The organism is Acinetobacter sp. SwsAc4 (assembly GCF_013391535.1).
Classification (GTDB): domain Bacteria; phylum Pseudomonadota; class Gammaproteobacteria; order Pseudomonadales; family Moraxellaceae; genus Acinetobacter.
Genome location: NZ_JACAXC010000002.1, coordinates 159924 through 184145, shown reverse-complemented (window position 1 = coordinate 184145; position 24222 = coordinate 159924). Strand labels below are relative to the sequence as shown.

General features: G+C 40.4%; 24 protein-coding genes, 2 tRNA genes and 1 pseudogene. 8 read left to right on the top strand and 19 right to left on the bottom strand.

Going from position 1 to position 24222, the window contains the following annotated elements; translation table 11 throughout:
* Positions 1-29 precede the first annotated feature (29 nt).
* The 3 genes from HYG88_RS02240 to HYG88_RS02230 all read right to left on the bottom strand — a co-directional run bounded on the left by HYG88_RS02240 (position 30) and on the right by HYG88_RS02230 (position 3537).
* Positions 30-347: an AzlD domain-containing protein gene (locus HYG88_RS02240; RefSeq protein ID WP_087535951.1), complete on the bottom strand. Its 318-nt coding sequence runs from the start codon at positions 345-347 to the stop codon at positions 30-32.
* Entirely contained in the window at positions 344-1051 is a 708-nt protein-coding gene (locus HYG88_RS02235; RefSeq protein ID WP_178882494.1) for an AzlC family ABC transporter permease, read from the bottom strand. Before HYG88_RS02235 ends, HYG88_RS02240 begins: the two co-directional genes overlap by 4 nt.
* Positions 1052-1179: 128 nt before the next feature.
* Positions 1180-3537: a Tex family protein gene (locus HYG88_RS02230; RefSeq protein WP_178882493.1), complete on the bottom strand. Its 2358-nt coding sequence runs from the start codon at positions 3535-3537 to the stop codon at positions 1180-1182.
* A gap of 339 nt (positions 3538-3876) precedes the next feature.
* On the opposite strand from HYG88_RS02230, the gene ompR reads away from it, so the two are divergent.
* The 3 genes from ompR (at position 3877) to HYG88_RS02215 (ending at position 7784) form a co-directional block, all read left to right on the top strand.
* Positions 3877-4641, top strand: coding sequence for a two-component system response regulator OmpR (gene ompR, locus HYG88_RS02225; protein ID WP_004657337.1), 765 nt, complete (start codon positions 3877-3879; stop codon positions 4639-4641).
* Positions 4642-4658: 17 nt separating this feature from the next.
* Positions 4659-6122 (top strand): ATP-binding protein, encoded by a 1464-nt coding sequence (locus tag HYG88_RS02220; protein WP_005156660.1) that lies wholly within the window; start codon positions 4659-4661, stop codon positions 6120-6122.
* A gap of 147 nt (positions 6123-6269) precedes the next feature.
* On the top strand, positions 6270-7784 hold the full coding sequence (locus HYG88_RS02215; protein WP_004660065.1) for an acetyl-CoA hydrolase/transferase family protein: 1515 nt from the start codon (positions 6270-6272) through the stop codon (positions 7782-7784).
* A 60-nt stretch (positions 7785-7844) separates the two neighbouring features.
* Here HYG88_RS02215 and HYG88_RS02210 read toward each other — a convergent pair whose 3' ends face one another.
* The 13 genes from HYG88_RS02210 to HYG88_RS02145 form a co-directional block, all read right to left on the bottom strand.
* Positions 7845-9104 (bottom strand): OmpP1/FadL family transporter, encoded by a 1260-nt coding sequence (locus tag HYG88_RS02210; protein WP_034602548.1) that lies wholly within the window; start codon positions 9102-9104, stop codon positions 7845-7847.
* A 1736-nt stretch (positions 9105-10840) separates the two neighbouring features.
* The gene (ssb, locus tag HYG88_RS02205; RefSeq protein WP_178882492.1) at positions 10841-11167 is read right to left on the bottom strand and encodes a single-stranded DNA-binding protein; all 327 of its coding nucleotides are present in this window, start codon (positions 11165-11167) and stop codon (positions 10841-10843) included.
* Between the two features lie 30 nt (positions 11168-11197).
* Positions 11198-11428 (bottom strand): hypothetical protein, encoded by a 231-nt coding sequence (locus HYG88_RS02200; RefSeq protein ID WP_178882491.1) that lies wholly within the window; start codon positions 11426-11428, stop codon positions 11198-11200.
* Positions 11419-13848 carry a DUF927 domain-containing protein gene (locus HYG88_RS02195; protein WP_256731034.1) on the bottom strand — a complete coding sequence of 810 codons (2430 nt, stop codon included), beginning with the start codon at positions 13846-13848 and terminating at the stop codon, positions 11419-11421. Before HYG88_RS02195 ends, HYG88_RS02200 begins: the two co-directional genes overlap by 10 nt.
* Positions 13845-14147 carry a hypothetical protein gene (locus HYG88_RS02185; protein ID WP_178882490.1) on the bottom strand — a complete coding sequence of 101 codons (303 nt, stop codon included), beginning with the start codon at positions 14145-14147 and terminating at the stop codon, positions 13845-13847. Before HYG88_RS02185 ends, HYG88_RS02195 begins: the two co-directional genes overlap by 4 nt.
* Before the next feature lie 13 nt (positions 14148-14160).
* A complete protein-coding gene (locus HYG88_RS02180; protein WP_256731033.1) occupies positions 14161-14514 on the bottom strand; it encodes a hypothetical protein in 354 nt (117 codons plus the stop codon).
* Entirely contained in the window at positions 14511-14729 is a 219-nt protein-coding gene (locus tag HYG88_RS02175) for a helix-turn-helix domain-containing protein (RefSeq protein ID WP_178882489.1), read from the bottom strand. The genes HYG88_RS02180 and HYG88_RS02175 overlap by 4 nt, the downstream gene beginning before the upstream one ends.
* Position 14730: 1 nt before the next feature.
* Positions 14731-15024 carry an AlpA family transcriptional regulator gene (locus tag HYG88_RS02170; protein ID WP_178882488.1) on the bottom strand — a complete coding sequence of 98 codons (294 nt, stop codon included), beginning with the start codon at positions 15022-15024 and terminating at the stop codon, positions 14731-14733.
* A gap of 126 nt (positions 15025-15150) precedes the next feature.
* Positions 15151-16635 carry a hypothetical protein gene (locus HYG88_RS02165; protein ID WP_178882487.1) on the bottom strand — a complete coding sequence of 495 codons (1485 nt, stop codon included), beginning with the start codon at positions 16633-16635 and terminating at the stop codon, positions 15151-15153.
* Positions 16636-16791: 156 nt separating this feature from the next.
* The gene (locus tag HYG88_RS02160) at positions 16792-18006 is read right to left on the bottom strand and encodes a site-specific integrase (protein WP_178882486.1); all 1215 of its coding nucleotides are present in this window, start codon (positions 18004-18006) and stop codon (positions 16792-16794) included.
* A 227-nt stretch (positions 18007-18233) separates the two neighbouring features.
* Positions 18234-18309, bottom strand: a tRNA-Phe gene (locus HYG88_RS02155).
* A 138-nt stretch (positions 18310-18447) separates the two neighbouring features.
* A tRNA-Phe gene (locus HYG88_RS02150) sits at positions 18448-18523 on the bottom strand.
* Positions 18524-18632: 109 nt separating this feature from the next.
* The gene (locus tag HYG88_RS02145) at positions 18633-19010 is read right to left on the bottom strand and encodes a GNAT family N-acetyltransferase (RefSeq protein WP_005156683.1); all 378 of its coding nucleotides are present in this window, start codon (positions 19008-19010) and stop codon (positions 18633-18635) included.
* Between the two features lie 104 nt (positions 19011-19114).
* Here HYG88_RS02145 and hisB point away from each other — a divergent pair, with 104 nt between their 5' ends.
* The 4 genes and pseudogenes from hisB to hisA all read left to right on the top strand — a co-directional run bounded on the left by hisB (position 19115) and on the right by hisA (position 21509).
* Entirely contained in the window at positions 19115-19708 is a 594-nt protein-coding gene (gene hisB / locus HYG88_RS02140; protein ID WP_000194096.1) for an imidazoleglycerol-phosphate dehydratase HisB, read from the top strand.
* Complete coding sequence (hisH, locus tag HYG88_RS02135; protein WP_005156686.1) at positions 19708-20325, top strand: imidazole glycerol phosphate synthase subunit HisH; 618 nt, start codon at positions 19708-19710, stop codon at positions 20323-20325. The genes hisB and hisH overlap by 1 nt, the downstream gene beginning before the upstream one ends.
* Positions 20326-20478: 153 nt before the next feature.
* A pseudogene (locus HYG88_RS02130) lies at positions 20479-20690 on the top strand (3'-5' exonuclease domain-containing protein 2); the annotation flags it as partial.
* A gap of 87 nt (positions 20691-20777) precedes the next feature.
* On the top strand, positions 20778-21509 hold the full coding sequence (gene hisA, locus HYG88_RS02125) for a 1-(5-phosphoribosyl)-5-[(5-phosphoribosylamino)methylideneamino]imidazole-4-carboxamide isomerase (protein WP_004659990.1): 732 nt from the start codon (positions 20778-20780) through the stop codon (positions 21507-21509).
* A 43-nt stretch (positions 21510-21552) separates the two neighbouring features.
* On the opposite strand, the gene HYG88_RS02120 is transcribed toward hisA, so the two are convergent.
* Positions 21553-22104, bottom strand: coding sequence for an XRE family transcriptional regulator (locus HYG88_RS02120; RefSeq protein ID WP_005156701.1), 552 nt, complete (start codon positions 22102-22104; stop codon positions 21553-21555).
* 102 nt (positions 22105-22206) lie between these two features.
* Here HYG88_RS02120 and HYG88_RS02115 point away from each other — a divergent pair, with 102 nt between their 5' ends.
* Positions 22207-23094 carry a DMT family transporter gene (locus HYG88_RS02115; protein WP_005156703.1) on the top strand — a complete coding sequence of 296 codons (888 nt, stop codon included), beginning with the start codon at positions 22207-22209 and terminating at the stop codon, positions 23092-23094.
* Positions 23095-23178: 84 nt separating this feature from the next.
* Here the strand turns inward: HYG88_RS02115 and HYG88_RS02110 are convergent, their stop codons facing one another.
* A complete protein-coding gene (locus tag HYG88_RS02110) occupies positions 23179-23571 on the bottom strand; it encodes a hypothetical protein (protein WP_005156704.1) in 393 nt (130 codons plus the stop codon).
* Between the two features lie 31 nt (positions 23572-23602).
* Complete coding sequence (locus HYG88_RS02105) at positions 23603-24220, bottom strand: DUF1294 domain-containing protein (protein WP_178882485.1); 618 nt, start codon at positions 24218-24220, stop codon at positions 23603-23605.
* Positions 24221-24222: the final 2 nt, after the last annotated feature.

Sequence of the window (24222 nt, the reverse complement as noted above, 5' to 3'; positions counted from 1 at the left end):
ATCTATATGCTCCCAATCTTTTAATTTAACTAATTCAACCAGAACACTAATCCATAAAAACACGCCAAACTCAGAATAATCGTCAACAAGGTATGTCGCACTTTATAAGCAATTACAATGGTTACAATCGTGGCCAGAAAATAAGGATTAAGCAGGGTTGAACGAAATATGCCCTGCTCATCCATAAACACAATCGGAGTCGCAATTGCCGTCAGTAAACACGGTGCAGAATATTGCAAAGACTGCTGAAACCATTTGGGTAAACGCAAAGGAAGATTAGGTTCAAGCAAGATATAGCGATTCATAAACACCACAATTGCCAGAATAATCAGGAGAAACCAACTCATGCTGTACGCTCCCGAATATTCTGTAGGCAGGTTGCGGTCAACATACCAATTACTCCTGCCATGATCGCTGCACTTTTAAAACCTAAGCTTAGAAAAACAACGGTTAAAAGCACCGAAACCAGGACACCCACCAACGTATTCAGGTTTTTAATAAAGGGAATCACAATGGCAATAAAGGTTGCAACAATGGAAAAATCGAGATGATATTGATCTAAATTTGGCAGAGAGGAAGCCAACACAATACCGCCAATACTACACAATACCCAAGCCAAATAGAAAAAACTGCCAGCCCCAAGCAAAAAATAAATATAATATTCACGCTTATGAATACCAACAGCAAACAATTCATCAGTCAGCAAAAAACCAAATAACAAACGCTGTTTTAATGGCAGTCTGGCAATTTCTTCACGAAAATATAGAGCATACAAATAATGCTGTGTGGTAATCAAAAATACTGAAATGATAATGGTGAGTGCAGGTGTACCCGCCATAACCAAACCCAGTGTCATCAACTGCGCTGCACCAGCAAAAACCAATGCAGACATTCCTATGGCTTGCCCAGTGGTCAGACCAGCCTGAATCGCCATTGAGCCTGCCAGCAAGCCCCACGGCAATACCGCGAAACATAGCGGCAGTATTTTGATCACTCCTTGTAAAAAAGCATGCTGGAGGGAAGAAAGATTTTCAGTAGAATCTGGGGACATAAGAACAACAAGTTTGCGTTGGGAACTGAGGAATTATAATAAAGTTCAACATAAAAAGCGGAAAAATCATCTATTTTGAATGTAAAAAACCTCCCCGAAGGAAGGTTTTGTAAGTAGATTAAATTAGGTTATTTAGAACCTTTAATCCCTGCTTGTAATAACAAAGCACCTAAACCACCGATTTTTTGCTCTTGTGGTTTTTCAGTTTTTGGCTTGTTATTTTGTGGACGCTTAAAGTCACCTTCTTTACGTGGCGGACGTTGACCTTGAGGCTTACGTTCTGAACGTTCAGTACGCTCTTGCTGTGGACGCTGCTGCTGACGTGGTGCTTTAGCAGGCGCAGAACCTTCAGCACGCATACTCAAGTTCACACGATTACGTTCAACATCAACTTGCATCACACGAACTTGCACAATTTGACCTGGTTTCACCACTTTATGTGGATCAGAAACAAATTCATTTGCAAGTTCAGAGATATGCACTAAACCATCTTGATGTACACCCACATCCACGAACGCGCCAAAGTTGGTCACATTGGTCACTACACCTTCAAGCTGCATGCCTTCAGTGAGTTGAGCAACTTCAGTAATATCTTCACGGAACTTGGCAGTACGAAACTCTGGACGTGGATCACGAGCAGGTTTTTCAAGTTCAGCTAAAATATCTTGAATCGTTGGCAAACCAAACTTGTCATCAACAAACTCATCTGCTTTGACTTGGCGGATAATTTCAGTATTACCAATAATGTCTTTTACTGTTGTGGCTTTTGCTGCAACAATCTTTTCAACCACGCCATAACTTTCTGGGTGAACCGCTGATGCATCCAATGGCTCAGAACCATTTTGAACACGTAAGAAGCCTGCTGATTGTTCAAAAGTACGCTCACCTAAACGTGGCACTTTTTTCAAGGCTTGACGATTATCGAAACGACCATGTTCTTTACGATATTCAACGATTTGCTGTGCAATCGATTTATTTAAACCTGCAATATATGCCAAGATCGCTGGAGATGCGGTATTTACATCTACGCCAACTGCATTCACACAGTCTTCAACCACAGCATCTAATGTTTTTGCTAAACCAGTTTGATTCACATCATGCTGATATTGACCCACACCAATGGATTTCGGATCAATCTTCACAAGTTCAGCCAATGGGTCCTGCAAACGACGGGCAATTGAAACCGCGCCACGAATTGAAACATCAAGCTCTGGTAATTCTTGAGAAGCAAGTTCACTTGCCGAATAAACCGATGCACCTGCTTCACTGACTGTGATACGCGTCAGTTTCAAGTCAGCATTGGCAGCCATCATTTCTGCAACAACTGCTTCAGTTTCACGACTTGCTGTACCATTACCAATCGCAATAAGTTCCACGTGGAACTCTCGGCATAAACGAGCTAATTCAGCAATTGAACCTTGTTTATCTTCTTTCGGTGCAAACGGGTAAATCGTACTATGTGCTAGAACATCGCCTGCATCACTCACAACCGCAAGCTTTACACCTGTACGGATACCAGGATCAACACCTAAAGTGGTACGACCACCTGCAGGTGCAGAAAGGAGTAAATGACGTAAATTTTCAGCAAACACATCCATTGCTTCAGCTTCAGCAGCTAAGCGCTTATCAGTCAATAACGAATGTTCGATTTGCGGACGAATCTTACCAAGCCAAAATAATTTTGCAGTTTGTTTTAAATAATCTTGACGGCTTTGAGGCTGAATTTGATCAAGATTATATTCAGTTTCAATACGAGCTAACGGCGTATCATCTTCGCCGTCTACTTTTAAACCCAATACATTTTCTTGACGACCACGTAACATCGCCAATAAACGATGCGAAGGTAATTTATTTAGGTTTTCAGAAAACTCAAAATAATCACGGAATTTTTTACCGACTTCTTTTTTCTCTTCAGAAGCAACTGCGCTCTTAAGAACTGCTGTTTTAGAGAAAATTTGTTTTAATTCAGTAGTTAATCCAATATTTTGTGCCCAGTCATCAATCAAGATGTGCTGAATTGCATCAAGTTGGCTTTCGACATCTGGATAATCTTCATGACTAAAACCTGCCAATGCCTCAGTTGGATCAACTTGATCGGCAATAATTTTTTCAACTATTGGACCTAAACCAGCTTCTTTTGCCTTAAATGATTTACTGGTACGTTTTGGACGGTACGGTGCATAAATTTCTTCTAATGCATTTTTAGTTTCTGCTGCATTCACACGCGCCAATAAATCATCACTTAATTTATCTTGTTCTTGTAAAGATTGAATCACCTTTTCACGACGCTCGTATAAATCACGTAGATAAGTTAAACGCGTGTCGAGTTGGCGTAATTGCGTATCGTCTAAGCCCTGCGTGACTTCTTTACGGTAACGTGCAATAAAAGGAACGCTAGCGCCTTCATCAATTAAACGAATAGCAGCTTCTACTTGGTTTGGACGTACGGCAAGTTCATTTGCCAACTGCTGAACTAAGTCAGTCATCGTGATTGATTCCACAAGGGTTAAGTCTAAAAGCACTGATTATAAAGTCCGTGACTATAAAATCCACTATTGTTTTTTTGAATATTTTTAGAGTAGATTATGCTAATTGATAAATACTTATAAAATACTAAGAATTTTTCGCCTAAATATTGAAAAATAGATCGATTGTCATAATTTTACCTGTATACATTTGGTATCTATCTCTTGATTTTATTGGCAATATTTGTTGCTTTATAACATAGCCAAAACTGTGCAATGAATCGTATACTCAAAGGTCTATTGATATTTCACAATCGCATTGCATAAAGACGATGACAATAAACGATAAAGGAGCACATCATGAGTTTAGTTGTACCTGCCGAATCGACGGAAACTGTACACCATGAGACAGACCGGGTCGAACGCATCTTAGTGGTCGATGATGATGTGCGTCTGCGTACCCTATTACAACGCTTTTTAGAAGATAAAGGCTTTGTGGTAAAAACTGCCCATGATGCAACCCAAATGGACCGTTTACTGCAACGTGAATTGTTCTCGCTGATCGTGCTCGATTTTATGCTCCCAGTAGAAGATGGTTTAAGTATTTGCCGTCGTTTACGTCAATCTAATATCGATACACCCATTATTATGCTGACAGCGCGTGGTAGCGATTCTGACCGTATTGCGGGCCTTGAAGCGGGTGCAGATGATTATTTACCAAAACCATTCAACCCAAATGAGCTATTAGCACGAATTCGTGCCGTTTTACGTCGCCAAGTCCGTGAAGTACCAGGTGCGCCAAGCCAACAAGTGGAAGTGGTGAGCTTTGGTCCTTGGTCGCTCGACCTTTCTACACGCACTTTAACGCGTGAAGGTCAGGTGGTCACGTTAACGACAGGTGAATTTGCAGTATTAAAAGCTTTGGTTCAGCACCCTCGCGAACCTTTAACTCGTGATAAATTGATGAATTTGGCACGTGGTCGTGAATGGGGTGCTATGGAGCGCTCGATTGATGTCCAAGTCTCTCGTTTACGTCGTTTAATCGAAGATAATCCTGCGCGTGCCCGTTATATTCAAACGGTTTGGGGTGTAGGTTACGTATTTGTTCCAGATGGTGCAGAGTAATCTTAGGAAATTCTTCATTGAAACTTGAACCAATTGATCCACAAGCATTTACAGATTTCGCGACCTATTCAGAAAGACCGCGAACAAAATGGGAACGTTTTTTAGATAAAATTAAACCACGTTCTGCGGCCATGCGTACCACGATCTTGGTATTGTTCACGGTCGTTTTTAGCTTGTTTATGTCCTTGTGGTTCTTTTGGCGAACTTTATATTTACCAGAATTACAACAACATGCGCGTTATCTCGCCATTGAGCTGGAACTGGTCAACAATCCTGACATTCGCATCCTACACCGCGATACCGAAGTCGATATCGACACATGGCTTAAAAACCGTATTGGTATTGAATACATCACTGACCCCAAAGAATTTCCAAAAATTGAAGATAAATTCTTAGCCGAGTTATTTACCAACCAAATCGAAACCAAACTTGCGAAAGAACTAGGAGTCGATAACGCTGATAACGTTACTGTATATTTTAAATTCAAACCGATACCACGTATTTGGATTCAAACGCCTGAGATGCATGGCAACTGGGTCAGGGAACCCCTCAAGACCTACACCAACTACAGTGTTGAACTGATTGCAGCATGGCTATTTGGTGTGCCGATCCTGTCCTCCATTATTATCCTGATTCTGGTGCGGCAGATGAACCGTCCCTTGCGCCGCCTACAGAATGCCGCCAACAACTACAGTAAAACGGGCAAGGCCCCCTATCTGGACACCAACCACGGGCCACTGGAAATCCGTCAGGTCAATCAAGCCTTTAACCATATGGTGTATACACTGGAACAAACCGAACGTGATCGCCAAATCATGTTGGCAGGTATTTCACACGACTTACGCACGCCACTGACGCGTATCCGCCTGACCGCAGAAATGCTCCCAGATGAGTTTTTCCGCGAAGGTCTAATTTATGATGTAGATGATATGGATGCGATCCTGAATCAATTTATTTCGTATATGCGAGATGGATCTGATGAAGAACTATCACAAACCAATATTAATACATTGCTTCAAGAAGTCGCTGTACAATTTAAGCCCTTAGATATTCGTTTTGAAGCACAAGAGTTACCTATCATTCCTGCCCGAAGCCTATCTTTAAAACGTTTGATTGCAAATTTAGTCAACAACGCCAAACGTTATGGCGCAGAACCAATTGAATTATCGGCAAGCCATGTAGATGATCATATTCTGATTACCGTCGCTGATCATGGTGAAGGTATTCCACCCGATCAAGTGGAAGAACTCATGCAACCCTTTGTTCGTGGTAATTCAGCACGCACGATTCAAGGAAGTGGCCTCGGCTTAGCCATTGTAAAACGTATTGTTGACATTCATCAGGGACAGATCAACATCCGCAACCGAGAGCAAGGCGGTTTAGAAGTGGTGATTTCACTTCCACTCAACCATGAAAATCTTGAAGAATCTCAAACGAATGCAATTGATAAAATTAAACAGAGCATAACTGAACATTTTTAGAACAATTCATGCTGGAAAAATAACTCTTTTTATCTCTGAAAAAGTATCACGCATTTCACATATTAGACCTTAGCCGTAGTCCAATTCCCTTTTCAAGTTTTAACGCTAAAATCCATATCTAACTAAGAAGTATATTGAGAATGGATCATGTCTTTAAGTCGTATTCGCCTTGCTACCCTACATGACAAAGTGATGAGCGCTGAACAGGCTGCTCGCTTTATTGAAAATGATATGACGGTTGGTATGAGTGGTTTTACTCGTGCTGGAGAAGCGAAAGCTGTGCCACAAGCATTGGTCGAACAAGCTAAAAAAAATCCGTTAAAAATCACATTAATTACGGGTGCAAGCCTAGGGAATGACTTAGACAAACAATTGACGGAAGCAGGTGTACTTGCTCGTCGTATGCCATTCCAAGTTGACAATACTTTACGTCGCGCCATTAATAATGGTGAAGTAATGTTTATCGACCAACATTTGTCTGAAACTGTTGAGCAAATGCGTAATCAACAGCTTAAACGTCCAGATATTGCTGTGATTGAAGCTGTTGCGATTACAGAAGATGGTCATATCGTACCGACAACCTCTGTAGGCAACTCTGCAAGTTTCGCAATTTTTGCTGAAAAAGTAATCGTTGAAATTAATACCTCATTGAGCGAAAACTTTGAGGGCTTACACGATATTTATATTCCAACATATCGTCCAACACGTACCCCACTTCCATTAACTCAAGTCGATGATCGTATTGGTTCAACTGCAATCCAAATTGACCCAGCAAAAATCGTAGGCATCGTTTTTAATAATACGGCCGACTCGCCTTCAACTGTGACTGCGCCTGACGATGAAACTCAAGGGATTGCAAATCACCTCATCGCTTTTTTTGAAAAAGAAGTTGCTGCAGGTCGATTAGCGAAAAACCTAGGTCCTTTACAGGCAGGTATTGGCTCAATTGCAAATGCAGTTTTGACTGGTCTTAAAGATTCTAACTTTGAAGATTTGGTCATGTATTCTGAAGTATTACAAGACTGTACTTTTGAATTGATTGATGCTGGCAAAATGAAATTTGCTTCTGGTAGCTCAATTACGCTATCTGCACAATGTGGTGAACGCGTATTTGGCAATCTTGAACACTACAAAGATAAATTAGTATTACGCCCACAAGAAATTTCTAACCACCCTGAAATCGTACGTCGTTTAGGTATTATTGGAATTAATACAGCACTCGAGTTCGATATTTACGGCAACGTGAATTCTACGCATGTTTGCGGTACAAAAATGATGAATGGTATCGGCGGTTCAGGTGATTTTGCGCGTAATGCTCACCTTGCAATCTTTGTTACCAAGTCAATCGCAAAAGGTGGTGATATTTCATCAATCGTACCAATGGTAAGCCACGTTGATCATAATGAGCATGATGTTGACATTCTGGTAACTGAAGTTGGTTTAGCAGATTTACGTGGCTTAGCACCTCGTGAGCGCGCACGTGTGATTATTGACAACTGTGTACACCCGCTTTATCAAGCTGCCTTAAATGACTATTTTGATCGTGCCTGCGAGCGCGGTGGCCATACACCTCATATTCTTCGTGAAGCACTGTCATGGCATGCGAACTTCGAAGAAACGGGTCATATGTTAGCAAACGAAAAATTAGCAAAAACCGCTTAATCTTTTGCTTCACATCTTTAAAAAGGCTGAATCTATTTGATTCAGCCTTTTTCGTTTTGATCAGAATTTCAGACCATATGAAACACCTAAAATATGCTGATCCATTTCAAGATTAGCTTCACCACCGCCAAAGTTCAAAGGAATAGATTGACTTCCTTTTACGGTTTCTTTCAAGCCATAGGTATATGCGACACTAAGCTCCTGTGCACGATCAATAATCCACGTCGCCCCCACGCTGAGATGATCTTGAATTACGCCAGGTGCAAGAATATTCAAGAAGGTTTGATCTTGGGGAATTGGCTGATCATTATGGCTATATCCAGCTCTTATCGTCACTCTTGGATTAACTTGATATGCCGCACCAATCTTGTAAACGTTGATATCTTTCCAACCAAAACCCTGACCTTTTTCTGAACCGAAACCATTACCCGCCATCACCGAAGCTAGACTAAAAGGATTCCCAACTGAATCTACATCAGAATAATTAATACGCGCTATATCGGTTAATACAGTTAATGCAGGCGTCAATTGAAAAGCGGCTCCTACGCCATAGCTCTCCGGCACATCAAAACCTCCTGCTTGTGCAAATAAACCACGATATTGATCAAATTTGTCCGATTTAATTTTTGAAGAGTAATTTGCACCAACAGTTACGACATCATTTAGCTTGGCACTCCAGCCGACTTTAACGCCTATGCCTGTAGCAGAGTCCTTACCATTATTACTCAGTTTTTGCCCATCAACAGAAAATGGTGCAAAACCTGAAATTCCTTTAGCTTCAAATCGTTGATAAAGAATGTTGGTCGCAACACCGATGGATTGATTTTCGCTATAACGCCAAGCTACAGATGGAGAAATAAAAATCTGCGCTAAATCCACCCCTGCTTCACCTGTATTTCCAAAAGCTGCATACGGATTTTTCTTGTAGGAGGTATTCATACCGCCGTTACCATAAATCGCTAAACCCAAAGCAACCGTATCATTTACTTTCTTATTGACCGCAAATTCAGGTAGAACAAAATATTCACGTCCATTGCCACTGTAATGACCGTTGGCACCTGCCAAATTCCCCTCAATTTCAGCAGAACGCTTAGGGTTAAATATAGTCGCGCCAATATCGACACGACTGTCTAACCAAGCCAATCCAGAAGGATTATTCGCAATGATCAGAGCATCATTAAATGCCGCAATAGAAGCCCCAGCAGCGCCTTGGGCTTTAACCCCATAGCCATGCATAAAATAACCTGTTGTCGCGAATACTGATGACGATAAAGCGGATAAAAATAATGTAGGAAGTGTAAACCCAAGCAACTTTTGCATAACTTATCTTCAGTAAAAATAATATATGTATAAGCATATTGTTTTTCTTTTATTCAGATAACTAAGTTAATTTGAGAAGCATATTCTTTTTATTCATAAACAGGTTTTTTGATCAAAACACATCCCATTTTGCTTCATGCATAAAAAAAGCCCTAAACTTGAGTTTAGGGCTTTTTGAATATGGTGGGGGACCCTCAACCGAATTGAAGCCTACAATCCTTATGTAGCAATGCTTTCAGATTTTACAATTTCATTTATACCAACAAAAATACCAACAATACGCAAAAGTACCCCCTGATTGGTGGCTTAGGTTGGTTTTTGCATTCTATAACTCACTCCCTTTTATGAAGCTCGTTATTTTTGACGATCTTTTTAGCTGCTCACCATGATTGGTGGTCTAGGCATGGTTATCTTGACCACTGGGGGGAGGGGTATAGCTGATTGCTGTGTTTTTCGCTTCCTCTTTTTGGTGGAACGCAAAACCTAAATATTTGATCTACTCACCTTACTAGTGGCTTAGGTGGGATTAGATTTAGAATCTTATCCTTTGTGAGTAGCTTAAAGATACTCACTAACTATCTTTGAGCTAGTCACTTGCATGGGTTTCGGTGATTACCGAAACGATAACGTAATCCTAAATTAACTTAGCCGTCCAATTGGTTGAGCAAGTCACTTGGTCACATTTGAAATCCATCCAAGTTTGGATATATCTCCCAGTGGGGGGTAGTCCTATGTTCAGGTTATTTGCAGAAGTAAACCGCCCGAATAATCACACTGTAACTCTATTGGGATTTTAAGCCCCTGAACCACACGATTGTTTAAATCCCTCGCGTGCGCGCGCGTAGTTGTTGCGAAACTCAACTTTACGCACTGGAGAAAGTTAAGGGATACCTATATTTTGGGTATCGGTACTGGTGACTGTACGAAAGTTCGTAGTTCATTACTGAGCGCAATTTTGCGTTTACCTTAGAAAACATGGACTTAGCCAACGCAATTTTACGCTGTCATGCTGTTAGTAAATGTTAGTTTTTCGGACTACTTTAAAAATACAAAACCTTATAAAACCTAGTATTCAAAGATGCTCAAACGCTTTGAACCCCACAAAACCCCACTTTCATTACGGCATGATTACGGCATGTTTGTTATCAATTGTTATGGTTTGGACTACTGCAAAATACTACATCTCAATTGCTGCTCGGACTTGTCAAAACTTGACATTGATAACCTGTCAAAACCTGTTATTCAAAACCGTGTCATTTTTTTAAAATAGTGTTTTGGGTGCGAACTTCACTGCGTACTTGTTCTTTGCGAACCAACTTATCAGACTTGTTAGAACCTGAGTTTTCCGTAGTAGTTGCTAAAAAATCCTAAGTAATCCTAAGGTCAAAACATGACAAAACGTTACGTTTAATATTCTTATGGTCATTCCCAGTGTGCTTCATGCGCGCGCGCGCGTTTTATTGTACTTACGATCAAAAATAATAGATTAAATTTTTTGAAACATTCAATTTCCCGCCCTATAAAAAGAGCCATAACGGTGTAACTTCGTTGGTAACTTCATTGGTAACCAACTCATCTGACTTGCTTAATCTTTGCGAATAAATCACGTACCCAACCATCACGCTATAACACTTGCACTCCTATAAAAAAGGATGGTCTGCATGATTATCTTGACCATTCAGCCAATAAAAAAGCTCCCCATATTTAGGGAGCTATCCGTGCCAAGTTATCTAGCATCATAACAATTGTAGAACATCCGCCCAAACTTCGACCACCTCCCGATCTGCACCACTTTGGTCTTTCCATTTTCTTGTTCTCAAGCTGCCCTCAATATAAACCTTGCTGCCTTTCTTGAGGTACTTACTCGCAATTTCAGCTAAACGTCCGTTGGTGCTGATTCTGTGCCATTCTGTCGCTTCCTTGCGCTCTCCAGTGGTCTTATCTTTCCAGTGGTCGGTAGTTGCAACGCTGAATGTCGTAACGCTGCCACCATTGGGAAATTGTTTAGTTTCAGGGTCACGACCTAGCACACCCATTAAAATTACTTTGTTCACGTTTGGCATTGTTCAATCTCTTAAATTTTCTCAGAATGTCTATTTTCTATGGGCAACATGGGCAACATAGGCAACATGCTTGCTATCAAAGCATTTCAGGCTGTTGCCTCTTTTTTTCCACTTGGGCAACATGGGCAACAAATTAAGTTTTATCTGAATTGTTGCCTTTGTTGCCTGTTGCATTTTTATATGGGCAACACGCTCAAAGCCTTTATTTATAAGGTTGTTGCCCTTGTTGCCTTTGTTGCCCTGTATTTTTGCTATTCCCAACTAAAAATAGTGTCTTTTACGGCATAAACTCGAATAGCTTTAGTTCGACTAGGGAGGCGAACCGTTTTAGTGTTCTTGCTTGTGTCATGCTCTAGTAATTTTTCAACCAATAAAGCCTTTGCAACTTTTCGGCTATCATGCCCCTTACACACTTCATTTTTAAATTGCTCAGGTAGCACAAGAAACAACTTTTCGCCGTTCTCGATCTTCCAGTAGCCTACTCGATTAAGTATCTTCTCGATGTGGTCAGGGTCGGGAGTAATTGCCTCAAATCGGCTTGATTCATTCGCCTCAAAGAATGCCTTAACATGCAAAATATATTCTTTGGTTTGATAATCGCCGACATACTCAAAGTCTTTCACCCATTCATTAAAAACAGTTTTCACGGCGTTAAAGGCTGTGCCTGTCTGCCATCCTGTAATGCCTGCTTGGGTCGCCAGTTCGCCTGCCGTAGCAATCAAAGCAAAAGCATTTGCCACACGTACAATATGACCTTGTTTATGCTCTGCAATTAACTCTAGGTTATATCGCTCTAATAGCTGTCTAGCCGTGGCTATGGCGGTTTTCTTGTCACTGGTGAGGTAATTCAGCCATGCCATGCCTGCAACGCCATAGGATTGATTAGAACGCTCTACAAGTAGTCTTGATTGCTTTGCACCATCTTCGGCGAAGTCGATCTGATCAAATAAGCCATACTCGGACTGGTCTATATCAATATCAATCAAACGGATTTCTTGACCTAGTTTGGTCTTTTGTCCGTTCTCCTGCATGATTTCCTTGAGGCTCTTTTCCCCTGTAGACAAGAATATGACTTTCCATGCGTATGAGGGTTTAGCGGTGATTTGCTTGGTTAATCGTGCCTTACCTTTGCCATTGGCAAGCATATAGGCAATGTTGCCCAGCTCTTTAGGATTGGCAACCTCTCCGATTTCATCCAGTGCCAAGAATCCATCATTGTGAATATATGCCGTATGCTCTAAAGCGTTACCTGTCGACTTCCATGTTTTGCAATAGTTGCTTGGTTTACCCCATACACTACAGCCGACATATAACGCCGTGGTTTTGCCTTTGGATGATTGCCCTTTAAAGTGAACGCCTGCACCTGTCTGTTGCTCCAGTGGTGCGAGTAATTGCCCTGCAAAAGCTGAACTCAAGGCAACCACTAATTTTGAATGAGTGGAAAGAGGCATAGAGATGTCTTGTTTCCATTGCTTTAATGTGCCTTTGCTCTGATAGTTGCTATCAATCCCTTGTGTGGTCTGATAAACAATCAAATCGTCATTCTCATGCTGTCCGATCTGTTGGTTAGGCAAGACAAAGACATCATCATGCCACCCAACACGGTCAACACATAACGCCCTTGTATCAGTCGGAAAACTCATTAAATAACTTTGCAGTAAATTTCTTGCTCTGCCATCGGGTGCAATAATGACACCTTGATAGGCGAGGGCTTTGCGAAGCTCTACGCCATCCGATTGAAATAGCTCCATAGACAAGGCTTGAGTATGTTTAACCCCATCCGCATCACGCCATTCGAGCAAACGCCCCCATGCGTTATTAGTGGTATCTCTCGTTTGAGCCAATACCTTGATCGGACTTGAGATATAACGCCTCAACTCATCCTCTTTGGTTTGTTCAATGTAATACAAGCCATTTTCAAGGAGATGAAATACACCGTCACCATATTTAAACGGTTTGGCTAAATGTCCTTTGGGAGGGGCTTTGGCTTGATCAATCGCTGTTTTAATCATGCCGTCCAGTTCATCCTGTGGCATCGCAAAATTAGGCGGTTCAGGAATAAACGCCAGTTTTACATCAAGGTCAGTATAACGGCGTTGTATGTCGTCCTGTTGATGGACTGGGGCAATCACATATAGATCAGGATGTGCTTTCATTAATGCCTTGAGGGCATAGGCTTTGATCTTGCTATCACTATATGGGGCATAGACTGGATATGTCGTTTTAAATGCAAGGTGAATGTCATCAGTCACGAGCAATGGTAATTCATTTAGCTTTGACCGATTGAAATACAAGCCACCATGACCAAAAACAATATCCTTGAATCCCTCAATCGTTGGATTGGTAAATACCGCACCTGTAGGCTGTAGGTTTTCGTCAAAAAGATCAAAAACCGCCAAGCCATATAGAGCTTCATTACTAGATTCACCATACTGGGTGGCGTTCTCAATCAATGAACGGCGGATTTCTATAGAACAACCGCCCATCGTTTTAACCATTGCACCGTGTAGCGGATTGTTGTTAAATAATGGGACTGTATATTCTTCAAGTGCTTCAACAATTGAATTGCTTGCATCATTGCCCACTTCCTCAAGTGGGCTTTGTTGTTTCTGAGGGGTAGCATTTGATATGCCACCCTCAAGCATATCGGGCATGGTATCCCATGAGGGTTTTATATTCATTTATTGCCCCCTTGTCCTTTCCATTCTTTTTCGTATTGTTTTGCTGTTTTTTCATGATAGGCATGACGTTCTTCTGCAAGATATGAGTACATATCTAAAACTGTACGCAAGTCATCAAAATAGATTTGATGTACACCTTGTTTCTGTAGTTTTTTGCTTAGGTCTATGAAGTCACGGCGAATACGATCAATGGCCGTTTGCATCCATTTCATATCGTATTCAGCCAACGACTGAATGTCGTGCATGTCGCCAGCATCGTATTTTTTAGGTGCATTTGTAGAATTGATTTGATTAGGCATGATGATTGCCTCCTTACAGTTTTGAGTTTTTGAGATTTTCACCAGTAAATAACTGGTGAGGGGATTCACTCTCGGACTGTAAGTACCGCCCTGCATATTCGCCTAGTGGCTTATTTTGCAATGTCATCCCCTCATAGAGGGATTTCAGCCTTGTTTGCGTAGCTGATACGCTTGTGCTGTGTATGTGCATAGATTGAGAGCCTATGCAGATTTTAGGCACAATAAAACCACAATGACGCTGTGGGGTGACGCTTACAGATTTTGAGAGGTCTACAGCATAAGCGGAACGTCCACAGCTTGCAATAATAAATATCGCCAGTAGCCATATTAGAATCAATTTAAAAAGGTTTGAATAAAGTTCTTTCATGCTGCCACCTCTTTTAATTCATATCTGGCATGTGTGCCTTTATTGTTTAGGTTTGGTTCGTTATGGGTCACGATTTCAAAACCTTGCTTTCTTAATCGGTCAATGACAGCCGAAAGGCGGTAGCAGTCGCATAGCTCTATGGCTTCGGCTTGGCTGATGGTTTTGCCTTGTTGTAGGTGGTCTAGGATGGTTTGGTCTTGAGTAGTTTTGTTCATGTTATGCCTCCAGTCCTTGCGCCTGCATCCATGCCTGCACATCAGATAAACGCCATACTGTGATGCTGCCTAGTTTGATTGGTTGAGGAAATTCACCTTGTTTCACCCACTGCCATATGGTCTTGTCAGATACGCCTAGAATGCCCCTAGATGCTGGACGTGCTGATATACGCTTGGTTTGCCCTTTGCACTTGCCTGCTTTATGGGTTTGGATACGCTCCTTGCGTTCAGGGAAATTGGCAAGGTCTTTGATGCGTAGGAAAGCATCAGGGTTTTGTAGAATGGCTATTGTCATAGATTCACCTATCAATTAAATGTTTCCCCTGTCAGTTCGTGGCAAGGGTTGATAGATGAAGTATTTATCTTGTTGTTTTTTAATTCATTTCATGCAATGAACATAAAATTGCATTGCAATATTAAATCATGGCATTTTATTTGTTATCAAAGATTTATAAATACCGTTTGCCTTTTTCATTATCTTATCAGTCGTACTTTTTGATAATCCACTCCCAACGCCGTATTCAGTTTCGATAGACTGCAATATAGCATTTTGTGACTTGTGTCTTTTTGTAGTAATTGCACTTTGTAGTTTTTTTAATAGCACAGCAATAAATAGTAGTTCACTGTTTTTCAAAGATATTTCAATATCATTTATTGCATTTTCAGCTCCAAGACTGCCATTTTTCTGCTGTAGTTCAGCTATGGTTTGATCTTTACTAACCATTTCCTGCTTTAATCGTGCAATTTCAGCATTCAAGTCTTCAATGGTTGGTGTGCCACAATTAGATAGATTTTGTTGTTGCTTTAACGATTCGAGTTGATGATCTTGATCAATCTCCTGTTGTGTTCTTAAATTTATCCATATATTAGACGCATGGAATACTTGCCATTCGATATATTTTTTAACTCTAAAAGGTTGGATAAATTCAAAATTTAAAATGTCCTCTATTTTCCAATAAAAAAAATCGGTCTTATGTATTATGTCTAAATTATTTTTATGATTTTTCTCAAAAGTAATTTTGCATTGATCAATATTTTTATAGTCAATGTCTACAAAATTATTAAGCAATTGAAATAAATTATTATTTTCTGAATTTACCTTGATGATTTTCCAATCATCTCTCTTTTTATAAATTGGAATTTCAGCAACATCATTAAATGAAAATAATTTAATTACTTCTGAAAAACTTTTTCCTTGTGATTCAGAAATATGGCTCATTAGCTCAACACAACTTATATAATATTGAAATTGCTCTTTTATATAGCTAGGTAAGTCGGTTTTTAAATTCTTATCTTCAATTAGTATTTTATTTTCTTGTTCTGACTTTGTAAGTGGATTATGTAGCCCATTCGTTGTATCTAGTAGTAAAATTAAATCCTGTTTTAAAAAATAAATATCTTTAAAATCAATTGTCACTCCATTTTGATGATAAAAAACATATTCCATAAATTCACCATCTATATGGCTATCCATGATTTTATTTGTACATCCTTTGCTAAATAGTCCGCTATACCCAAAAGCCTCTCTTAGTGCATCACTTGTAAAGTCTTCATAGGTGATTAGTCTGATATGATTAGCCCCATAACCTGTATAGGTGGTTAGCAAATCAACCTCTTTTGCCCATGCTATTTCTAAATTTGTGTGATTGTTATTAAGAGAATCTAATAATCGCATCCCCATGTCGATAACTGAGAAATAACCCCTTACATGCCCATCGTAAATTTTGCCTTTATAATGTGGATCTTTTTCCTCTATCCAAAGAGAATGCCCATTAAAGTAAAAACAAGGTTGGAGTCTATTTTCTGCGGAACACTGAAATAAATCTCTAATATTTAATTTTTCAGATTCATCTAAACTCTTATTTAAAAATAAAAGTGATTCTTCTATCGAGAAATATTTTTTCAATTCATGCCTCCCACAGCATCCCAAAAGATACTAGATCAACATATTGGGTATATGCTTTCGGATGCCTCCTAGACCTAGCTAATCCAGTATATTAAACCGCTTAGGTCATGGCTAGGCGTGGAAAGTATTAGCACGGCGTTATTTGTCGTTTATGTGTTATGCGGTCTTATGCTTAGGGAATGGAATGACATTCTGTTTTAAACTGTCGAGATAGTCCGCCCATTGCTGCATCATCTTTTTACGCTGCGCTATAAACTTGGTGCGGTTATAGGCTGTACCCAAGTTATCAGGTACTTTGTGGGCTAATTGATGCTCAATAACGCTTACAGGGATGCCCATTTCTTCATTAAGAATGGTTCTAGCCATTGCCCTAAAACCATGTCCTGTGATTTCTTCCTGTGTGTCATAACCTAAACGGCGTATTGCTGCATTGATTGCGCCGTCACTCATAGGGATTTTATTGTTTCGGTAGCCAACAAATATATGTTCATGCTGACCTGTTAAGCATTGCAGTTCTTTTAAAATCTCGATTGCCTGTTTTGACAAAGGTACAATATGGTCCTGCCTGGTTTTGGTAATGAAGTAACGCCATTCCTGTTTATCAAAGTCTATCTCGCTCCACTTGGCTTTCCTTAATTCGCCAATTCTCACAAAAAACAAAGGTGCTAACTTAAATGCACTTTTTACAACAAGTGTTGTATTGGGAATGCTATCTATTGCCCTTAAAAATTCGCCTACTTTGCTTGGGTCTGTAATCGCTGCAAAGTTCCTTGTTTTTACGGGGAGTAATAAACCGTGTAATGCTTGGCTTGGGTCGTTTTCATTTTTACCTAATGCCATGCCGTACCTAAATATCTGCCCACATTCCTGTAACGCTCGTTTGGCTGTATCAGGTGAGCGCCCCTCGATGCGTTTAATCACGCTCAATAGATCAGGTGATTTAATACTGGCAATATCCTTTGCACCGATAAACGGAAATATATCCACCTCTAAACGAGCTTTTGTTTTTACGCTGGTGCTTTGTGCCCATGTCTCTACTTTTTTCCTATACCACTCCATTGCCACATATTCAAAGCTATGCTCGCCGTTTAACTGGGTTAGGTTGCTCTTTTTGGCTTGGTTTGGGTCTATGCCCTCATTTAGCGTTTTCTTTGCCTCTGATACCTTAATCCGTGCATCTGCTAACGATAGATCAGGATAGCTTCCCAAAGTAAGTGAACGCTGCTTGTTTTGGTATCGGTAGGCATATATCCAAGTCTTACGACCAGTTGGAAAAACATGCAGTTGTAGCCCGTTGGTATCGCTGTATTTATCAGGCGTTTTTTTATTGGGATTGGCTTTAATTCGTCTTAGCTGTGCATCAGTCAACATAAGGCTTTCCCCCTTATTTGTTGGTATAAAATCTAGCGGACTGTTGGTATGAAATTAGGGCATTTGTTGGTATTAAATTGCTGGTATTGCTTTATACCAACAAAAATACCAACAAAGTATAGGTGATTAAGGGGGATGGATGGTAGTGGCTAGGGGTATAAAAAAAGGCTTAAACCTTTATGATTTAAGCCTTTGGTAATGTCTAGTAGTGTCTATTCTTATCAATTTGGTGGCGGGACCCAGGATCGAACTGGGGACACACGGATTTTCAATCCGTTGCTCTACCGACTGAGCTATCGCGCCAATGGGGTGTATTAAGCCGTATCTCAGCTCAATAGTCAATAATTATCATGAGCTTTTGATTTGATTGCCCATTTTTCACGCAATCAATTTTGGGTAAAAAAAATCCCCGATGGGATCGGGGATTGAAAATACAAATTATGGTGGCGGGACCCAGGATCGAACTGGGGACACACGGATTTTCAATCCGTTGCTCTACCGACTGAGCTATCGCGCCAAAGTGGGCGTATTAAACAATGTTTAAACACGTGCGTCAAGCAAATTTGCGGATTTTCCTATCAAACGTCTAATTTTACTGCAAATCGCAAACCAATTAGACTTTAATTCTAGATTTTGCCCAAATGCGATAAACAACGATGAATTGCTCCACAACCTGGTTCAAAATGCTTTACACCTTGTTCCTCTTCTATACGGCACACTTCTTCAACCAAACGCTCTGCAACCCCACGTCCACGATTGGATGGATGTACGACAATATATTCTAAAACACGGCTTTCACCTTGTCCTGTTGCCCAAATTGCACCTATAATTTTGGTGTTAAATTCAGCGGTATAAACTGTGGTATATTGCTGTAGATTTTGCGCAAGTTGCTCCATTGCATCTTGCCCATCACCAAACTCTGGGCTGGTATCGTAGAGTCGCTCGAGCTGAGTACGAATTCCTAGATTATCTAGTGTACTGTAAGCATGTACGGTAATAGGCATTGATAAACCCTCCTGAGCAAACTATGATGCTGTCACTTTTTCGTCACAGCGAAACTATCGGTTTTTAATTCTATCATTTTTAACGTTTTTTGAGGAACGTGTCCATGACGCAACGTATCAGTGAAGTGGTAAGAAACACCAACGAAACCAAAATTCGAGTTCGTCTCAATCTCGATGGTACGGGTCAAGGCACACTCAACACTGGGGTTCCATTTTTAGACCATATGATTGATCAAATCAAGCGTCATGGTCTATTTGATATCGATATTCATTGTGATGGTGACCTTGAAATTGATGACCACCACACGGTGGAAGACTGTGGAATCACGCTGGGACAAGCCTTTGCGCAAGCTTTAGGTGATAAAAAAGGCTTACGTCGTTATGGTCATTTTTATGCACCATTAGACGAAGCATTGTCCCGTGTTGTGGTTGATCTGTCTGGTCGTCCGGGTTTATTTATGGATATTCCATTCACTCGCGCTCGTATCGGCACGTTTGATGTCGATTTGTTCTCTGAGTTTTTCCAAGGTTTTGTCAACCATGCGTTAATGACCCTGCATATTGACAACCTGAAAGGCAAAAACAGCCACCACCAGATTGAAAGTGTGTTTAAGGCGTTGGCTCGCGCATTGCGTATGGCATGTGAAATTGATCCACGTGCAGAAAATACCATTGCTTCGACCAAAGGTAGCTTGTAATGACACGTATTGCTTTACTTGATTATGGTATGGGTAATTTACACTCTGCAGCAAAAGCTTTAGAGCATGTGGGTGCAACTGTCGATGTGACCAATGATCCAAAACTGATTGCTAAAGCAGATAAAATTGTATTTCCTGGTGTTGGTGCAATGCGTGACTGTATGCAAGGCATGCATGAGGCAGGAATCGATGAGGTAGTACGTCAAGCTGCGTTTAACAAACCTGTATTAGCCATCTGTGTCGGCATGCAAGCACTACTGCAAAGTTCAGAAGAAAATGGCGGTGTCGATGCTTTAGGTATTTTTGACGGTGTTGTTAAACACTTTCCTGAAATCCCAAATTTAAAAGTACCGCATATGGGCTGGAACCAAGTCCATCAACTTGATCCAAGTCATCCGATGTGGAATAACATTGAGCAGGACGCACGTTTCTATTTTGTGCATAGTTATTATGTTGAGCCAAAAGATCCAGCGATCACGGCAGCAACTTGTGATTATGGCGTGAATTTCTGTACGGCGATTCACAAAGACAATTTATTCGCGACCCAATTCCATCCTGAGAAAAGTCATATTGCTGGTTTGCAGTTGTTAAAAAACTTTGTGGAATGGAAGATTTAATCCAATCAAACAGCAGCAATACGCTGAATAACGATTTTCCATAATGAAAAAGCCAAGTTTTCTCACTTGGCTTTTTCATTTCCATAAAACTGTTTAAGCTCAACCAAAAGTTTTGAGTTTCATAAAATGGAAATGCAGCAACAAACAACTCTTTTAAAAACGGCGATTGCTCTACTTTTCCAACATTTTTTTTGTCAAAAGCAAAAAAAATCAGCACTTCAAACTGGTCTGTCAAACAGCTAAGTCCCCAACAAATCAATTATGCTGCCGCCGATGCTTATACCGCATTGTTGATATACCAATACCTATATCATCAGCAGTTACTACCTCCTCAAATTCGACAACAAATTGCAAGAATACTTTAAGGTTCAACAGACAAGGCTTAGCGATTGATCAATACTTTGTTAATATGTAGCCAATTTAAACTTTATGATGACGCTAGGAGCGAAAGCATGCTAATCATCCCTGCAATAGACCTGAAAGATGGTAAATGTGTTCGTTTAAAACAAGGTCGTATGGAAGACGATACCGTTTTCTCTGATGATCCTGTCGCAACTGCACAACATTGGGTTGATGAAGGCGCACGTCGTTTACATTTAGTTGATTTAAATGGTGCTTTTGCAGGTACGCCAATTCATAAACCTGTGGTGGAAGCGATTGCACGCGCACAACCAGAACTTCCAATTCAAATTGGTGGTGGTATTCGTTCACTTGAAACCATCGAACATTATTTGGAAGCAGGTGTATCTTTTGTCATCATCGGTACAAAAGCAGTAAAAGAACCTGAATTTGTTGAAGAGGCATGCAAACGCTTTGCAGGTCATATCATTGTTGGTATTGATGCAATCAATGGTATGGTTGCGACAGATGGCTGGGCAAATGTAACTGACGTGAAGGCAACTGATCTTGCAAAACGTTTTGCAGATGCTGGTGTTTCAAGTATTGTGTATACCGATATCGCACGTGATGGCATGATGCAAGGTGTTAACGTTGAGCAAACTGTTCATTTAGCACAATACTCTGGCTTACCTGTGATCGCTTCAGGTGGTGTGACCAATCTGGATGATGTTCGCAACTTAAAAGGTCAGCAAGGTATTTTAGGTGCTATTACAGGTCGTGCAATTTATGAAGGTACATTAAACCTTCGTGAAGCACAGCTCTTGTTGGATGATAATCGCCTGTAATCTAATGCAAAAGAAGCTATCTTTTCGATGGCTTCTTTTTTATTTAATACAACACATTACGAATAAATTTTAATACGCATGTGCCACGATTAATATAACGATAGCTCACATCACTTTCAAAAAAAATTGACTGACCTGCGCAAATCACACGAGTTTCATTTTCAAACTCAAGGCTTAACTCACCTTCTAAAACATAAATGAGTTCTCGCCAGCCGATTGGATCTGCATCGGCACAATATTCCTCTCCTACCGCAAGTGACCAATTCCACAACTCAGTTTGGGTATGTGTTGGTACAGCAGCCAAAAGTGTCGCATGGCTGTCTTGAGCTTTTCCTTGCCATGCAAGCGCATTCACAATTGCGTTTTCACTTACATCAGGATTACTCACAAGTCTTTTAAAATCGACAGCCAAAACAGCAGCAATCGCATCTAGCTTGGCTAAACTAATATTTACTTGTCCTGCTTCCAAGGCAGCAATAGTCCGTCGACTCACACCTGCCCGATCCGCTAATTCTTGTTGGCTGAGTTGTGATTGATCGCGGAAATAACGAATATTTTTTCCTACATATTGCAGAACAGTTTCAGCTTGGTTCATTTACATTCGTAATCAAATTAATTTAAGTGCAATATATTGCACAAAACTCTAAAATAATACAATATGTGCAATATATTGCACTCCCATCTTAGGTTTGTTGTTGTGACATCTTTATCTCAATCTCCCAAAGCAGCTCAATTTGCACTCATTTTCATTACCATGATTTGGGGTGGAACTTTTCTAGCGGTGCAATACGCTCTGAATTTTAGTAGCCCTATGTTTTTTGTGGGCTGTCGTTTTGCTATCGCAGCCTTGGCGATTTTTTTAATCTCAATGAAATCAATGCGTGGATTAACTTTAAAAGAAATACTTGCAGGAACGGCGATTGGTATCGTGATTGCGATTGGTTATGGCACCCAAACCATTGCGTTACAAACGATTTTAAGTAGTGAATCTGCCTTTTTAACCGCACTGTACGTGCCTCTTGTCCCCATTTTAATGTGGGTTATTTTCCAAAAAAGACCTTCTCTGATGACATGGTTAGGAACTGCACTCGCTTTTACTGGATTAGTGCTTTTAACTGGAAATGGCATCTCCAATATCAGTTTAAGCTATGGACAAACACTGACCTTAATTTGTGCCTTTGTGATTGCGCTAGAAATTATTTTGATTGGTTATTTCGCAGGAAAAGTTAATTTAAGACGAGTCACCGTTATTCAATTGGCTGTTGCATCATTTTTATCATTTGCCAGTATGCCATTGGTTGGCGAACATAATATTCCTAGTTTTTCATGGCAATTAAGCATTCTAGTGCTTAGTTTGGGTTTAGCCAGTGCACTGATTCAATTTGTAATGAATTGGGCACAACGAATGGTCGATCCAACCCGTGCTGCAATTATTTATGCAGGTGAGCCTGTTTGGGCAGGCTTATTTGGGCGCATTGCGGGTGAGCGACTGCCTTTACTGGCATTGCTGGGAGGTTTAATGGTGGTTCTAGGGGTGTTGGTCAGTGAGTTAAAATGGAACAAGCCTAAACAAAAAGAGCGCTAAAAAGCACTCTATGCTGCTGATGACTCTTTCTTTTTGATTAACATACACGAATGCACATGCTCAATAATCATGCTTTATTCTATTTTATTGGTACATGGGTTTATTATCATTTAATGCGATTAAACCTCGAATTGCTCGATATACAATCCACACCCATGCAGCAAAAATCACGAACCCACAAAATATAGTACTTGAGAGTGCGACACCTGCAAAAGCATTGGCATTATCGCCTGTAAAAAACAGAAAGAAAAATGGGATAAATGCAATGATATTCCAAGCCAAATACCACCAAAAGGTACGAATTTGCCAAGTAAAATGACTCTCAAAAATTGAACCTTGCACATCACTACGTTTTACATAGTTAATAATTAAAGCAATAATCGCCAACAAACCACCACTAAAAATCGCAATGATATAAAGGACATAGAGAACCAAAGTTAAGGTGCGGTTTGGATCTTGATCAACGGAATAATTCATTTTTATTTATCTCCAAAAACTCCCCTCCCAATCAATAAAACACATTGAGTGGAGAAATTAACCAACATATCAACAATATATGAAAGACTATGGTACAGAAATAAATCTTACGAAACGGTTGTTTTTGTGTTTTATGTCTCAGTTTTTGCTGAGCAAGCCACCCTCCACACCAACCACCCAAAGAGTCCACGATATGCAAAGTCTGCTCTGGAACACGGCGATTTCCCAATTGTGCTGCTTCTTTATCTTGCGCATACAACCAATAACTAACGACATTCATCAGGCTAACAAACAGCAAAGTATACGGCGGCAGCAATTTACTAAAACTTGCAATCAGCATAAATACAATATAAATCACAATACCAATCTGCATCGCTGACCAACGCTTGGCAGATGTCGGCTGAGTAGGTTTGCTGCGATGTTCAATTACTTGTGATGCTTTTAAATAAGTTGCTTGCTGAGCGCGATAACGACCGCGCTCATCCAAAATGACTAAATATTCCAAGGCACACCCCACAATTGGACGCGGCCCTGTGCGAGCAAAGTCTTTGATATGGATAAAAACACGATCTTTATGTGCATCATTCGGTTGAATAAAGCCATAGCCTTTATCATCGAACCATTCAACTAAACGCCCTTGATCTCGCATAT